Consider the following 15,160-nt stretch of genomic DNA (forward strand, 5'->3'; position numbering starts at 1 on the left):
TCTGTTGACTACTTTTGCCAATCTAACGTAACCGTGCGCAAAGAGTAAACGATACAGCGTTGAACTGATAAAAAAATCCCCCGGCGATGCCGAGGGATTCAATTGCAATGCTACCTGGGTTAGACGAGGTCAAAACGGTCCGCGTTCATCACCTTGGTCCAAGCGGCTACGAAGTCTTTCACGAACTTCTCTTGGTTGTCGTCCTGAGCGTACACTTCCGCGTAAGAGCGCAGGATAGAGTTCGAACCAAACACGAGGTCAGCACGGGTTGCCGTCCACTTCGTGGCACCTGACTTACGGTCAACGATATCGTATTTGTTGCGACCCGTTGGTTTCCAGGTATACGCCATGTCGGTTAGGTTGACGAAGAAATCGTTCGTCAGCGCACCCATTCGATCAGTGAAGACACCGTGCGCACTGCCACCGTAGTTGGTGCCAAGGACACGCAGACCACCAACTAGAACCGTCATTTCTGGTGCAGTCAGGCCGAGCAGTTGCGCGCGGTCTAGCAACATCTCTTCTGGATTCACCACGTAGTCTTTCTTCTGCCAGTTACGGAAACCGTCTGCAAGTGGCTCCAGCACATCGAATGATTCTACATCGGTCATGTCTGCCGCTGCGTCACCACGGCCTGGACTGAATGGAACAGCGACATTGAAACCAGCCGCTTTAATCGCCTGTTCAATACCCACGTTACCAGCCAGAACGATCGTATCAGCAACGCTGATACCCGCTTCAGCTGCGATGTTTTCCAACACTGCCAGTACTTTCGCCAATTTGGCAGGTTCGTTGCCTTCCCAATCCTTTTGCGGAGCCAGACGAATACGCGCGCCGTTTGCGCCACCACGGTTATCTGAACCTCGGAACGTACGAGCACTGTCCCAAGCGGTAGACACCATTTCCCCAGTGCTCAGACCGCTCGCCGCAATCTTTGCTTTCACCGCGTTGACATCATAATCGGTGCGACCTGCTGGTACTGGATCTTGCCAAATCAAATCTTCAGCTGGCACATCCGGGCCCAGGTAGCGCGATTTCGGCCCCAAATCACGGTGGGTCAGTTTGAACCATGCACGGGCAAACACTTCTTCGAAGTACGCTTGATCTTTGTAGAAGCGCTCCGAAATTTTGCGGTATTCAGGGTCGACTTTCAGCGCCATGTCCGCATCGGTCATCATTGGATTGTAACGGCTTTTGCCGTCTTCAACATCCACCGGTTTGTCTTCTTCTGCGATGTCCACAGGCTCCCACTGCCAAGCGCCTGCCGGGCTCTTCGCTAACTGCCACTCATGTTCCAGCAGCATTTTGAAGAAGCCGTTATCCCATTGCGTCGGATGTGTTGTCCACGCGCCTTCCAGACCGCTCGTTACCGTGTTTCTGCCGATACCACGTGATTTGTGGTTCATCCAGCCCAAGCCTTGTTCTTCAAGATCCGCGCCTTCTGGATCCGGACCAAGTTCTGCTGCATTTCCGTTGCCGTGCGTTTTACCAACAGTGTGGCCACCAGCGGTTAACGCCACGGTCTCTTCATCATTCATGGCCATACGGGCGAACGTGACGCGCATATCTTGCGCCGTTTTCAGTGGATCCGGGTTACCATCGACACCTTCTGGGTTTACGTAAATCAAACCCATCATTACGGCTGCCAGTGGGTTTTCCAGATCGCGTTCACCAGAGTAACGGGTACCTTCACCGCCACTTGGTGCCAGCCATTCTTTCTCTGAACCCCAGTAAATGTCCTTCTCCGGATGCCAGATATCTTCGCGACCGAAACCGAAACCAAAGGTTTTCAGACCCATTGATTCGTAAGCCATGTTACCCGCCAGCAGGATCAAGTCCGCCCAGCTGATTTTGTTGCCATATTTTTTCTTCAGAGGCCAAAGCAGACGACGAGCTTTGTCCAGGTTGGCGTTATCAGGCCACGAGTTGAGTGGAGCGAAACGTTGGTTGCCAGTTGCACCACCCCCGCGACCATCCGCTGTACGGTAGCTGCCTGCTGCGTGCCAAGCCATACGAATCATCAGACCGCCGTAGTGCCCCCAGTCCGCTGGCCACCATTCCTGGCTATCGGTCATGAGCGCTTTCAAATCTTTCTTGAGTGCATCAACGTCGAGCTTTTTCAGCTCTTCACGATAATTGAAATCGACGCCATAAGGATTTGTCTTGGTGTCATGTTGATGAAGGATGTCGAGGTTTAGTGCCTTAGGCCACCAATCCATGTTTGACGTACCCGTGGATGTCATGCAGCCATGCATGACCGGGCATTTACCGGAAGAACTACTTTCATGATTTGCCATAAGATGTCCCTTTACCTGTTTGGTTCAAGTTCGTTGATTCAGATTCAAAAGCGCTGAGTCAGTTAATTAAAATTAGTCAGAATTATTGTCTACGAAAGTGAGTCTAGTCCCGATGTTTCAAATATTCACATTATTTATGGCAATTATTTCAATAGAGAAAACCTATCAAAGAATTTTTCACCAATAGAATATGTAAACATTTTCAACAGAAAATAATAACCCATCCATCGATTCAGATTTTTTATTCTTACCAATCGTAAACATTCGCTTTAGAAAATATAAACAAAAATGAAACTCACTTATATACAAAACCAATTGCATCAAATGAATCAATGAAATGAAGTCAACGATAAAACTGGAAACAGAGAAGTTAAGAAAATCCTTACAAAACATGAAAAAGACAAAGATGAGCAAAGAAACCAATAGGTACAACATATAGCAATACGACGAATGGCAACATGCTAAACATGTCGATCTAACGCTATTATTAAATCTTCGCAAAGAAACAGATTGGACTAACAAAGAATAGATTGTGAATATTAACGATCTAAATCACAAATTGGAAAATATATAACTTTGGCATGATAAGAATGTGGATAGAAAGAATAAAAGTTTAAACACCCATCAATTAAAACGTCATATTGTTTAAACTTTTTCGTTAAAGCCAATCCCCAAAGAAAGAGATACTGGAACCTAGATCATATTTATAATAACGACGATGGTCATATGTGATGTTGCTTGTTCATTCTCTCGCTACCATCATCGCTACATTATGCTGACTTCTCACACATTGTGATGCTGAAGCAACGGAACCTCTTTGGGAATAGCGATATTGACCGTCAAGGTCATGGTATCTGGTTGAATAAAGCTCAATGTATATCCTTGTTGACGACAGATATTACTGATGATCGATAACCCCAGACCAAAACGCTCATTGCTGGTTCGCGCCGCATCTATCTGAAACAGGGGTAGCGTCAGCTTTGCAAGCTGCTCCTCGGTAATCGACTGCACCAACGCGTTACTGATGGATAATTGATAGTCATCATCCACTTCACTCCAGCCCAGCGTCACGAGGCTTTCATGCGGGCTGTAATACAAGGCATTATCGATTAGGTTTTTTAAGATGGTTTCAATGCTGAAGCGATCGGCAGAGAAAAATTCGTCCGCACAACTGCTGGCTACCAGCCTCTGATCGATATCCGGATATTTGAACATCAAATCATGCTTCACCTGGCCAAATACGTTTTTGATCGACAGCAGTTGCCATTCGGTGTTCATCGCAATCGAAGACGTTTTTTGCAACAACAACAGGTTCTCCACAATCGCTTTCATACGTTTAGCGATCGCCAGCATGTCATGCTGGTAGGTTTTACTGATGCGTTCATCCTGCGGATAGCGAATGTAGACCTCACTCAGCGTTATCATTTCTGCCAGAGGCGTTTTTAGCTCATGAGCAATATCTGCCGTAATACGTTTTTCATTGTTGATCAGCGTTCGGTTGCTGCGAATGTAACGATTAAGTTCCTTGCGGATCGGCTCGATCTCTTCCACCACTTGCTCAGGTAACTCCAGCTCTCCGGCCGCGGGCTGTTCGCTGCTGTGCAGTGTTTTCAAATCCTGATTGAGTTTTTCAAGTGGCTCCAGGCCACGGCGAATCACATTCTTGGTAACATAACGCATCAGCATCATCGCCAGAATGAAGCTGCCGATCAGCAGCCCGTCAACCACCCAAACCAGCCTTTCCAAGCCAGTCGAGGATTCGTATATCGTCAGTGCAACCGGGAGAATTTCGTCATCACTGCTTTCAGGGACAAAATAGGACAGCGTCGCGCGGCCCATGTCACCATTGGGCATAACGATATCTACGATGCGATCACGACCCAGCTGCACATCCGGTTTAAGCAGATCAACATGTGGATACTGAGCCAATGACTCTGAACGTTTGATTGTGGTTTCATCGCGCCACAGCTGGAAGAAATGCGGGTCGTCGCTTTCAGCATACTCTGGCATAAAACGTTCATCAGCCAAAAACTCAACGTGATGGTCAGCCACTCTTATCTGAGATTTCAGATAGTTGGCTTTGTTGAGCATCGCCTGATCAAATTGGTCTTCAACCCAATCGTCCAGCCCCAAGTCCACGGACAAAAAAACCATAAACAAGAAAGCCCCGAAAATCAGGGTGACGGAATTAATCAGGTTGCGTTCAATGGAAGCAAACTGATTCGCTTTTGACAGTGAGCCGAACAAAGATTTCATCGCCACTTTCTACCTTAACTGCACTTTTGCGCCACATAGCCAAAGCCACGTTTGTTCTTCACTGGCAGATTGCCACCAGCATCACGCACCTTTTTACGAATGGAGGAAAGGTGCGCTTCAATCGTGTTTTTGGCGACATAATCAAAATGCCCCACCACGGATTCACTGATCTGTTCCACGCTCATCACCCGGTTTGGTGCACTGAACAAGCACTGTACGATTTTGAATTCGTTCGGGGTAAGATCAATGACCTGTCCCTGATAAAGAAAGGTTTTATCCGCTAAATTGACACAGAATTCATCGATGGACAGTGTCTGGTCCACCTGCTCAAGACTACCTCGACGCATGATTGTCAGAATACGGGCATGCAGCTCTTCAAATGAAAAAGGTTTGGTCAGGTAATCATCAGCGCCTTGCAGCAAGCCTTCCACCCGATCCTGAGTGTCGGTTTTGGCGGAAAGAATCAACACGCGAGTCTGTTTCTTCTGTTTGCGCAGTGCTTTGAGTATTTCCAGGCCACTTAAGCCGGGCAGCATTAAATCGAGAATGATGACATCGTACTGGTTGTTAAGCGCCATACTCAGCGCTTCCTGACCATCACCCGTGTCATCAGTGGCAAACCCAAGATGGTTAAGACCCACAATCAAACTGCGGCGGAGCGTTTCGGAGTCTTCGATAATTAATAGTTTCACGGCAGGTTCTGTTATCGCGGAGGAATAGCTCAAGCATACGTGAAAACGCCGACAATGTGGACCCAAACGCTATGCAGAACTGGTAGAAAGCCCTACTCACAAACATAAAAAAACTCCCACCGAGGTGGGAGTTTTCAGCAATTCATTAGCCAATCATGCGTTCACTGTTTTCGGCCATTTCATTGAAAACGACAGTTTGCGCACGTTTGAAGAAGTTGAAGTCGGTTGCCGTCGCACTGGTGTAAGCCCCCATCATGCGGCCGATAATCAAATCACCGTTATCCAGTTTTGGCAGCAGAATGTTTTCTGCAATCACGTCAATACTGTCACAAGTCGGGCCAGCCAGCACACTTGGTGCGTACTCGCCTTCTTGCTTCAGCGTCACCAATGGGTATTGTGCGTCGTCAAAAATCAAACCGCTGAACGAACCGTAAACACCGTCATCCAAGTAGTACCAAGTCTGACCATCGCGCTCAGCTTGACCCATTACCGACGCCACGCTCATCATAGATTGCGCGACAATAAAACGACCAGGTTCAGCAATCACCTGAACGGTTTCAGGTAGCTCTGCCAGTGCTTCGTTGATCGGCACGCAGAACTGATCAATCGGCATCACTTGTTTGGTGTAGTTCACAGGGAAACCACCACCGATGTCCAGCGTGCTCAGGGCAGGCAAACCACGTTCTACCACTTGTTTCATCACTTCTTTACACGTGTGGATCGCTTCCACGTATTTTTGTGGATTGGTGGTCTGAGAACCAACGTGGAATGACAAGCCTTTGATACGAATGTTCCACTCTTTTGCCATTTCAATGATGGTCAGTGCTTGTTCTGCTGAACAGCCGAATTTTTTCGACAAGTCAGCAAACGCTTCAGAGTTTCGAAAGCTCAGGCGAACCAGAAGCTCTACATCATCGCGGTAAGCTTTGAACTTCGCCAGTTCGTTCAGGTTGTCGACCACAAACACGTTGCAACCGTAAGCAAGAGCGTCACGGATGTCGGCATCACGTTTGATTGGGTGAGTATGAATCGTACGTTCTGCAGGTACACCTTCCTGAGCAACCAGTTCAACTTCGCCGGTTGTCGCCAAGTCAAAGCTTGCGCCTTCTTGCAGCAACGTTCTTACCACCACCGGATGTGGCAGTGGTTTCAGTGCAAAGTGCAAAGTGACGTTTGGCAGTGCCGCGCTCAATGCACGGTATTGCTGACGGATGATGTCACAGTCAAGCATCAGTAATGGCGCACCAAACTGTTCGACCGATGATTCGATCAAATGAATTTCGTCAGCAGAAAGCGCTTGAGAAGTGAAAGATTGAAAATTCAGAACTGAACGAGCAGTCGCCATGGCAAACCTCCAAAATAATGAGCACTTTTCATATGCGTTGTGATGAAAAGTGGAGCGTCAATAAAAGCGCGGTTGCGCTGTCAAAGTCACTCTTGGATAGTTGCTCTATCGCCTTGCCACAAAACCAGCTGTGATGTACTCGGATTGGCTATCATCAAGAAGCGAGGCGATAGTAAGGTCATAAGTTGGTCAGCGCAATAAAAAATTCGGTGTTTAAAACTAAAACTTTTTTGTGGTAAAGATTGCATTATGTAATGGTTTTTCTGGGTCCCGAAACACGGTTGATCTCCTTGTCGGCAAAGGAAAATCTGGCCCGATTTCGATGAGTTTTTCAACCAAGATAGACGATCATTTTTCAACGGAGTAAAGTGAACATTGCACTCACACTCAATAATCACAAAGAGGCATTCTATGTTAATGACTTTTCGCTGCAAGGCGTCGGCAAACGTCACCATGTTTGGCAGCATCGGCCTGCAAATGTTGACGATGATGGGTCACAGTGAAACCGTCCCAGGAGCCATTCTCGCCAAGGATGTGCCAGAGGCACTTCGTTTGTTGCAAGCTGCGATAGAGCTCGAAAAGAAGAAGGCCCAGCCTGAAACGGATGATGATGAAGACAATGAGTCCGCGATTGAACTGCCGGTCAGCATTGCGAATCGCGCTTTACCACTGATTGCGCTGCTTAAGGCAGCAACGCAGGAAGAGTGCGATGTGATGTGGGAAGAAGGATACTGATTTTCTTCCTCAGCTTGTCACAATCACTAAGATCAAAAAGCCCCGCAATGGCGGGGCTTAGTTTTATTTGATGAGCTCTTGCGGCGCCATTGTAATGTGCAGGTCGCGCTGCGGGAATGGAATCGACAAACCCGCCTCTTCAATTTTGCCTTTAAGCTGGCGTTGAATGCTCCAGTATGTTTCCCAGTATTTGTCTGTCGGACACCAGGCGCGCAGTTGCAGATTCACCGAGCTGTCTGCCAGCATCTGTACCATCACCTGAGGCTGCGGATCGCGCATGATTGCTTCGTGACTCAGAGCCAACTCTTTCAGAACCTCTAACCCCACATCAACCGAATCTTTGTATGAAATACCCACCGTGACTTCCATACGACGACGATTGTTGCGGCTGAAATTTTTGATGGTCGCGCCCCAAACGGTGCGGTTTGGGCTGGAAATATACAGACCATCTGATGTTTCAAACACCGAAGTGAACAAGCCAATGTCTCTCACGCTGCCGGTATAACCCGCAAACTCGACAAACTCACCTTTTTTAATCGGTTTTAAGAACAGGATCATGATACCTGCGGCAATGTTGCTCAGCGTATCTTTCAATGCCAGACCAATAGCCAGACCAGCGGCACCGACCAGAGCAACTAAGCTCGCTGTATTCACGCCAAACAGATCAAGAATGATCACCAGCGCCAGCAAGTAAACAGAATAAGAAGCGATTTTCGATAGCAAACGCGCCACGATTTCATCACTGCTACCGACTTTCATCACGCCTTTAAAAACGGCTTTGCGAACAAGTTTCGAGATAATTGACGCAGCCACGAGAATAAGAATGGTCAGTAGCGTATTTTTCGCTACGTCCAACAGGAATGCCTGATGCGTGTTATAGAAGTCGACTAATGAATCCATGAATATCTCCGCAATGGTTATATGGATGGGTTTAAAGGCTAAGAAGGTGGGTGACTAACCTACACTTCCCTGAATCAAATACAGGTTATAACTCAGATAACACAAAACAAAAACCGCACCTTCAACACGGGTTATGGTTTTGGCCTTGCCAAATTTCAGTGCCATGATGAGCAGCAATGCAGTGATAAACAGCATTGCGGTCCAGTCGCGCCAGAAAATTTCAGCGCCGATGTTGTTGATGGGCTCGATGACTCCGGCAATACCTACCACCGCCAATGAGTTAAACATGTTTGAGCCGACCACGTTGCCAACCGCAATGTCATGTTCCCCTTTGCGCGCTGCCGTAATGGATGCCGCAAGTTCCGGTAAAGACGTACCAAGTGCAACGATGGTCAGACCGATCAGCAGATCACTGACACCCAGTTGCTGGGCTATCGTGACCGCACCCCAAACCAGAATGCGGGAACTGACAACCAGCAGCAGCAAACCGGCTGCCAGCCAGAACATAGCCTTACCTTTTGAGAGCTCAGGACGCTGCATTTCTTGTTCAAATTCAGTCTGCAGAGAATCACGTTTGGCTTTGAGAGCACTCCAGATGGACCAACCGATGATCGTCAGAAAACCCACCAGCAGCACCCATGCTTCTGCCGAACTGATATCGTGATTCCAAAGCATGCCACCAAGCACCAAGGTGATGATCAGCAAAATAGGCAGTTCTTTGCGGATAATATTGGAGTGAACGGCAATCGGAGCAATGAGCGCGGTGACACCCAGGATCAGGCTGATATTAACGATGTTGGAGCCCAGCGCATTACCCAGCGCCAACGCAGGGTTACCATCCAGCGCGGCCATTGCAGAGACGACCATTTCAGGCGCCGAAGTGCCAAAACCCACCACCAGCATACCAATCAGTAAAGGCGGCATGCCTGCGTAGTTTGCACTCGCCGCAGCCCCTTCAACAAATTTATCTGCACTCCAGACCAAAAGGCCAAATCCGGCAATAATTGCCACAATCGCTAACAACATAGCTCGTTTCCCACTTTCAAACACGCTTAAAAAGGAGTCGCAACCTGGCGGCGCTACAAAAAGCTGTTGTGTCTGTTGGTCAGTGTTACCAGAAACAAAGATGTGTTGGTGCATTCAGTATAACGTTCAATTCTCACAGTGGTTGTGCAAGGTAATATTTTACTCAACATGGATTACATCAGAACGTTTGCGCTGAGACTTTCAGCAAGTGATGGAATAGCTGATCATAAAACTCCGAATATCGACAGGCAAATTTACGTAAGCAAAGCAGCGGGACCTGTCGTTACCCCTACCTTGCTTAAGTCTTGCCAGAACATCAGGAACGTGAATACCACAAGCATGAGGCTTGGAGACTGTTGATATTCACTCTTCAATGAATTGAAGAAGGCTACTCCCTTAAACGCGCGCATTTAACTACGTCATTCCTGACAATGCAAGCGATTGTTTATTGGTCAATGATTCATCGGAGTAAATAAGCACCAGAATGAATATTTCTCTGACACCAAAAACAACGCTGATATTTGCCGGAATTCACTTCTGGGACTGCTGCTTCGCGCCATTCAGACTCTGCGAATATAGGGTCCAGAAATAAACAGAGGCCGCAGATACGGCCTCTTGTAAATTGTAACAATCATTGTTGCGGTTTGGCGTATCTCATGCTGCCACGATGAGCGAGAAATTCTTGTTCATCGATTAAGCCATTGCCATCAGCATCGATCTGCTCAAACATGCCATCGCTATTTGCGGCATTTTTCATCATGCGACCATCCGCGGCACGCTCCGCTTGTCTGGCTTGTTGAAATGCCACAAACTCTTGCTGAGTAATTGCACCGTCGTGATCGACATCGATCTCAGTAAAGGTCGGCATCTGCGTGGGCCCCATTCCGCCATTGCCTTTCCCCACACCATTCCCAGTGGCGTTTCCTGCAGCATAAGCGGGCAGAGACACGACAAAACATCCGATCAATAGCCATGAAGCTTTACGAATCATACATCCCTCCTTCCCTGTAAACACAACTCAGAGTGTAGACCTCGATAACCATAAATTTTGTGAGGTTGTTTACAGATAGAGTAATGACGACTTTTTCACTCATGAGACAGGCCGAATTGATTGCACCTCAGCTTTCTCCACCTCCGTGTTCCACATAACGCGCAAAGCTAGCCAGAATGGCTTGCCAACCCTCTCGTTGTTGCTCGATTGAATGCGTCGTCTCCGCATCAAAGGTGACACGCACCAGCACGCCATCAATATGGACAGTAAAGGTGACTTCTGCTTTCCTATCTCCGAATTCATAGACAATAAGAGATTCCGGTTCGACATGGGTATAGACACCAGCAAAATCAAATCCCATGCTGCCATCTTTCGCTTCCATTCGAGAGCAGAATTCTCCACCGACTTGTAAATCCACGGTCGCCTTGGTGGTGTGCCAATCATCAGACGCCGCATTCCAATGCACAATATCTTCCGGTGTTGTATAGGCATGCCACACCCGAGCAAGCGGGGCGGCGACTTTCTGTTCCACGGTGATTTTCATCTTTTATCCTTTTGCCACTGACTGTGTGAGCGAATCGCCTATAAACCATAGTTAAAATTAACGAAGTTACCAATCAGCGGCATTCAGGATAAATAAGCATCGCTATGAGTGTGAAGCGCATTTATGGCTCATATACATTGCCTGACAGGAAGCATTACAGTTGCTGATTAAACTGACTGACAGCATCAACCACTTTCTGCGCTCCGCGCTGAATATCACCCATGACCTGACCTGCCTCCGTCGATAGCTCCAATGCTTCACCAGCCTGATTCTGGCAACGCGCGATCAACTCAACAGCATCTTTGGTTCGTTTGAGGTTTTCACTCACCACCGCCACAATTTCTTCGGTGGTTTTATTGGTGCGAGAGGCTAACTGGCGCACTTCATCAGCCACCACGGCAAACCCGCGCCCCTGTTCCCCCGCTCGCGCAGCCTCAATCGCTGCATTCAGCGCCAGCAAGTTGGTTTGATCAGCAATGCCGCTGATGCTGCTGACCAGTTCACTGATCTTTTTCGAGTGCTCACTTAACGCTTCAATCCCCTGACTCGCCTGCTGCATTTGTTGCGCCAGCGCTTCCATTTTGTCAATCGTGGTACTTACGACCTGCTGACCTTGAGAGGTTTGTTGCCCTGTCACTTCAGAAACATCAAAGGCGATTTTCGCCGCTTCGGCCACCGCCAGTTCCTGATTCACCTGGTCGGTGATCACCGTGGCAAACTTCACGACCTTATACAGTTCACCTAAATCGTTATGAATGGGGTTATAAGACGCTTCCAGCCAAACAATTTGCCCATGACTGTCCACTCGCTTAAAGCGTTCGGAAACGAACTGACCACTGGCCAGTTTTCTCCAGAATTCTTTATAAGCAGGCGAGTTAACCTCATCTGCTTCGCAAAAGATGCGATGATGTTTTCCTGCAATCTGATCATTGTTGGAATACCCCATGGTTCGCAGAAAATTGTCGTTAGCGCGGATGATGGTACCGTCCAATGTAAATTCAATCACCGCTGTGGAGCGATTGAGCGCTTTGAGCATATCTTCGTGTTCACGCGACGTTTTGATGGTTCGAGTCAGCTCTGCCGCATAGACAGCGATGCGCAGCACCTGATTTTTGCTGTTTTTTATCGGCTGAATAATGGTACGCAGCCAAGCCTCTTCGCTGGTCCCCTTCTTCAACTGCACTGCACCGTTCCAATGCTCAGAACGCACCAACGCTTCTTTCATCCGGTGAAAATGCTCAGTATCCCGCGCTTTCTCCGGCACGAGTTCCGTGATGTGTTTACCGGATACTGCCGTTTGCTTCAGGCCCAGCTCGTCCTCAAAACGCGCATTGACCGAAACAACAACACCTTTGGGATCCAACGTAATGCGCAGCATATCTTCATCAAGACTTTCACGTATTTGAACCCAAGAGTGAAGATCTTCTTTAAGCTGCTGATTTTCCTTTTGAAGTGACTTATTGAAAAACATAGTGGCCCTGTCTGGTAATAAGGTGTTTGAACTCGAATGCAAAAAGCATCCAGGTTGCTTTTATAAACTGACTTAGTAGGTTATCTGCCGAAACGGCGTTTGTTTGAATAGTATTTAAACTTTCGTTCTAAACCAAAAGTTTGTCTATTTATTATTGTCGAATTCAGCACCATTTGCCGATGTGAATTTATGAACGAAGATCTAACTGTTGAATGGACAGCCGCCGCTCTCCGAGACTGCGGACCATGATGGGTTTAAATCCAACCAGATAGTAGATGTGCCAGCGGAGTCATTACCAGCAAAGTTGCGAGAGCTTTTTTTGCAGATAATTGTATTCAGGCTTTACCTGAAAGCATTGGGCAATGCTCTGACTTGCAAAAACTGATATTAGCTGGAAATCAGCTTACTAACTTGCCTGATTCACTGGCCCGATATCACCGCTTAGAACTCGCCCGTATCGCAGCGAACCAACTCAAAGCCCCACCCGCATGGCTAATATCTTTGCCTAGATTACTCTGGTTAGCGATAGGAAGTTTTCTACATCAGTACTATTTCAAATTGCCGGCACAATAGCGGATGCCGTACGTCATCTTCACCAACAGGGGGTGATGCATGGTGATTTGTACGCACACAATATACTGATTACATCATCAGGAGATGCACTACTAAGTGATTATGGTGCTGCATCATTTTTTGATGTTACAGATCCTAATCAATCAGCGAAATTACAACGTTTGGAAGTTAGAGCGTTTGGGTGTTTGTTGGAAGAACTGACAGAACGTTGTGATGATTTAAATGATCAAGTTCGAGTAGAGTTGGAGGCACTAGCTTTTGACTGTCAACATCGCGACATTATAGCTCGACCTACATTTGATAAAATCTGCAATATTTTATCTCAGGTTCAATCAGGTACTGAATCATCCATAAAAAGGCAATACTGATAAACTTAAGTTGATATGTGCAATCTACAAGTCGTTATCACATTCAGTGATTACCTTGTAGAAACGGGACAAAGGTACTCGAATGTTTTGCTGGCCTAAACGGGTACCCATTCGGTCCTCTGATGATGCATGAAGTCACACATCTCAGTTGACGACGCAGCTATAACGTTACCCGGAGGCTTTGGTGGTGTAGCTGGAGACATTGAGAACCAGTACCATGGCACCACCATAGTCGTTCCTAAAAGGAAGTGATAATTCAGTGTACGAGTGCTACACACATGTGACACTTAGAAAAATATAATGGGGGTATTGCTTTTAGGCTACTGATGTTGCTTGAAAAAACGCTCAGCGCTAGCGAACAGAGAGTTACAGTGTTTTTCATGTTGCAAGTATTCTGGTGTCCCTTTTTCCATCGTTTCGAGCTCAGCCTTAGCTTTATGGTACTCACCAACCATTTGCTCGAATTTTGCTTCATAACCGCCTTTCCACGCTTTCTTTTGCGCTTTTTCGTGTCGACTTTTTCTCATTAACTGTTCCTTATTGCTAAGTGCAAAACGTCAATAACATTAAATATATCACCTCAAATAAATAATTAATTAATTACAATAACTAATACATTTACGAGCTAAATTAATATTATCTCTGTTAGTGTTTATTAAGCACAAAAAAATAAAGATACGATATTCAGTTACACTCACTTAAATTAGAGTGTAATTCACATCGCACCTTTATAATAATTTATTCTTATTGCTGCCAATGGCTTCAACAAAAACACACATTATCATCCAGGAAGGAATAGACAGTGTGTTTCCGGAGCTAGATTATGCAGTTTGAACGTTTGCAGCTTGAGGACCTTTCGCGCCCTGCTCTACGTTGAACGTTACTTTTTGGCCTTCAGTCAAGGTTCTGAAACCTTCTGAAGCGATAGCATTGAAGTGTACGAACACGTCCGCGCCACCGTTGTCTGGAGTAATGAAACCGAAACCTTTAGTTTCGTTAAACCATTTTACTGAACCTGTAGTCTTATTAGACATAAATACCTCGTTATTAATTAAAGATTCGAAAGCGAGACTATTTGATGGAAGATGAAGCATAAGTTACTGCAGGAGTAATATAACGAAATAACTCGAAAGAAAACTAAGAAGAGACTTGAACTAAACATTTCATAAATAGCTCTCGTTTAAGAGCTTCGGGTACTATACACGGATGTACTCAAATAGATAGGAATATTTTGATTTATTTTCTCTAACAACCAATTTTTGTATCAAAAATATTTCCATGATTTCGTTCGTGAATCTAATGATACCAGTGCCTAAGCGTTAGTAGTCAGCAGGACGTTTTGAGAAACGGCAGATCCAGTTTTGGGGATGCGAACTAGGGGATGGAACGAGGCAGCGATGAAATATTGAACACTATTGAATGAAAAACTTACCCAGGCTTTCACCTTGGCCGTTCAAGATTTCTCCGCAGCTCGATTGCTCGCAGTACGAAAAGCTCACGTTCCTATCGAAAACAGGCAGCTTTTGAAAAATGTGTCGTCTCAAAATATCGCTATTCAGTTGGTGAATAAATTCCGACCAACTCAGTTCATTGTGGTTTAGGTAAAATTCTATTTTGAACATTCTTGTTTCTTTCCTTGTACGGATTCTTGGTTACGATTGGTGTGATACCAATAGATTTGTCGGCTGGTTCGTCTAGCCATAATAAATTTAACTTCTGTTTAGTTTACGGAAAGGCAAGCATGGCATGAGAGAGTTTCAGCCGTGCGAACCTAAAAATACTTCGATAAAAAATGTATAGGGATACTTAAGCTATTTGATGGAATATAAAGAGGAAGTAATCGCAGGTATGTGACGAAAGAATTCGAAAAGATACAGGGAAGAGACTTGAACTTGATGTTACATGAATAGCTCATATTTTATGAGCAAGGCACACTATACACGCAACAAACTAAATAGATAGCTT

13 protein-coding genes are annotated in these 15,160 nt (G+C 46.2%); 2 read left to right on the forward strand and 11 right to left on the reverse strand.

Features of this window, described 5'->3' with window-relative positions; genetic code table 11:
- Positions 1 to 119: 119 nt before the first annotated feature.
- The 4 genes from katG to DYA43_RS07695 all read right to left on the reverse strand — a co-directional run bounded on the left by katG (position 120) and on the right by DYA43_RS07695 (position 6,587).
- Positions 120 to 2,294 (reverse strand): catalase/peroxidase HPI, encoded by a 2,175-nt coding sequence (gene katG / locus DYA43_RS07680; RefSeq protein WP_061056567.1) that lies wholly within the window; start codon positions 2,292 to 2,294, stop codon positions 120 to 122.
- 783 nt (positions 2,295 to 3,077) lie between these two features.
- Positions 3,078 to 4,550, reverse strand: coding sequence for an ATP-binding protein (locus DYA43_RS07685; RefSeq protein ID WP_061056568.1), 1,473 nt, complete (start codon positions 4,548 to 4,550; stop codon positions 3,078 to 3,080).
- Between the two features lie 14 nt (positions 4,551 to 4,564).
- Complete coding sequence (locus tag DYA43_RS07690; protein WP_020327460.1) at positions 4,565 to 5,242, reverse strand: response regulator transcription factor; 678 nt, start codon at positions 5,240 to 5,242, stop codon at positions 4,565 to 4,567.
- A 145-nt stretch (positions 5,243 to 5,387) separates the two neighbouring features.
- Positions 5,388 to 6,587 carry a type III PLP-dependent enzyme gene (locus tag DYA43_RS07695; protein ID WP_061056569.1) on the reverse strand — a complete coding sequence of 400 codons (1,200 nt, stop codon included), beginning with the start codon at positions 6,585 to 6,587 and terminating at the stop codon, positions 5,388 to 5,390.
- 411 nt (positions 6,588 to 6,998) lie between these two features.
- On the opposite strand from DYA43_RS07695, the gene DYA43_RS07700 reads away from it, so the two are divergent.
- A complete protein-coding gene (locus DYA43_RS07700; protein WP_061056570.1) occupies positions 6,999 to 7,322 on the forward strand; it encodes a DUF1840 domain-containing protein in 324 nt (107 codons plus the stop codon).
- Between the two features lie 63 nt (positions 7,323 to 7,385).
- On the opposite strand, the gene DYA43_RS07705 is transcribed toward DYA43_RS07700, so the two are convergent.
- From DYA43_RS07705 to DYA43_RS07725, 5 genes are all read right to left on the reverse strand, one after another.
- Complete coding sequence (locus DYA43_RS07705) at positions 7,386 to 8,222, reverse strand: mechanosensitive ion channel family protein (protein ID WP_024373895.1); 837 nt, start codon at positions 8,220 to 8,222, stop codon at positions 7,386 to 7,388.
- Between the two features lie 54 nt (positions 8,223 to 8,276).
- Entirely contained in the window at positions 8,277 to 9,248 is a 972-nt protein-coding gene (locus tag DYA43_RS07710) for a calcium/sodium antiporter (protein WP_020327464.1), read from the reverse strand.
- Between the two features lie 631 nt (positions 9,249 to 9,879).
- Positions 9,880 to 10,239: an EF-hand domain-containing protein gene (locus tag DYA43_RS07715; protein ID WP_061056571.1), complete on the reverse strand. Its 360-nt coding sequence runs from the start codon at positions 10,237 to 10,239 to the stop codon at positions 9,880 to 9,882.
- A gap of 127 nt (positions 10,240 to 10,366) precedes the next feature.
- Positions 10,367 to 10,783: an SRPBCC domain-containing protein gene (locus DYA43_RS07720; protein WP_020432508.1), complete on the reverse strand. Its 417-nt coding sequence runs from the start codon at positions 10,781 to 10,783 to the stop codon at positions 10,367 to 10,369.
- A 154-nt stretch (positions 10,784 to 10,937) separates the two neighbouring features.
- Positions 10,938 to 12,254 (reverse strand): methyl-accepting chemotaxis protein, encoded by a 1,317-nt coding sequence (locus DYA43_RS07725; protein ID WP_061056572.1) that lies wholly within the window; start codon positions 12,252 to 12,254, stop codon positions 10,938 to 10,940.
- A gap of 515 nt (positions 12,255 to 12,769) precedes the next feature.
- On the opposite strand from DYA43_RS07725, the gene DYA43_RS23030 reads away from it, so the two are divergent.
- Positions 12,770 to 13,195, forward strand: a complete 426-nt coding sequence (locus DYA43_RS23030) for a protein kinase domain-containing protein (protein WP_225869448.1) — start codon at positions 12,770 to 12,772, stop codon at positions 13,193 to 13,195.
- Between the two features lie 320 nt (positions 13,196 to 13,515).
- On the opposite strand, the gene DYA43_RS07735 is transcribed toward DYA43_RS23030, so the two are convergent.
- Together DYA43_RS07735 and cspE are read right to left on the reverse strand one after the other, a co-directional pair.
- Entirely contained in the window at positions 13,516 to 13,722 is a 207-nt protein-coding gene (locus DYA43_RS07735) for a hypothetical protein (RefSeq protein WP_020432512.1), read from the reverse strand.
- 294 nt (positions 13,723 to 14,016) lie between these two features.
- Entirely contained in the window at positions 14,017 to 14,229 is a 213-nt protein-coding gene (gene cspE / locus DYA43_RS07740) for a transcription antiterminator/RNA stability regulator CspE (RefSeq protein WP_020327470.1), read from the reverse strand.
- Positions 14,230 to 15,160: the final 931 nt, after the last annotated feature.

Origin of the sequence: Vibrio fluvialis (assembly GCF_900460245.1) — a bacterium.
In the GTDB taxonomy this organism is placed as follows: Bacteria; Pseudomonadota; Gammaproteobacteria; order Enterobacterales; family Vibrionaceae; genus Vibrio; species Vibrio fluvialis.

Bases quoted from the DNA above. Each gene is read 5' to 3' on its own strand.
- katG (WP_061056567.1), bottom strand. From the start codon at position 2,294: ATGGCAAATCATGAAAGTAGTTCTTCCGGTAAATGCCCGGTCATGCAT.
- DYA43_RS07685 (WP_061056568.1), bottom strand. From the start codon at position 4,550: ATGAAATCTTTGTTCGGCTCACTGTCAAAAGCGAATCAGTTTGCTTCC.
- DYA43_RS07695 (WP_061056569.1), bottom strand. From the start codon at position 6,587: ATGGCGACTGCTCGTTCAGTTCTGAATTTTCAATCTTTCACTTCTCAA.
- DYA43_RS07700 (WP_061056570.1), top strand. From the start codon at position 6,999: ATGTTAATGACTTTTCGCTGCAAGGCGTCGGCAAACGTCACCATGTTT.
- DYA43_RS07705 (WP_024373895.1), bottom strand. From the start codon at position 8,222: ATGGATTCATTAGTCGACTTCTATAACACGCATCAGGCATTCCTGTTG.
- DYA43_RS07710 (WP_020327464.1), bottom strand. From the start codon at position 9,248: ATGTTGTTAGCGATTGTGGCAATTATTGCCGGATTTGGCCTTTTGGTC.
- DYA43_RS07715 (WP_061056571.1), bottom strand. From the start codon at position 10,239: ATGATTCGTAAAGCTTCATGGCTATTGATCGGATGTTTTGTCGTGTCT.
- DYA43_RS07720 (WP_020432508.1), bottom strand. From the start codon at position 10,783: ATGAAAATCACCGTGGAACAGAAAGTCGCCGCCCCGCTTGCTCGGGTG.
- DYA43_RS07725 (WP_061056572.1), bottom strand. From the start codon at position 12,254: ATGTTTTTCAATAAGTCACTTCAAAAGGAAAATCAGCAGCTTAAAGAA.
- DYA43_RS07735 (WP_020432512.1), bottom strand. From the start codon at position 13,722: ATGAGAAAAAGTCGACACGAAAAAGCGCAAAAGAAAGCGTGGAAAGGC.
- cspE (WP_020327470.1), bottom strand. From the start codon at position 14,229: ATGTCTAATAAGACTACAGGTTCAGTAAAATGGTTTAACGAAACTAAA.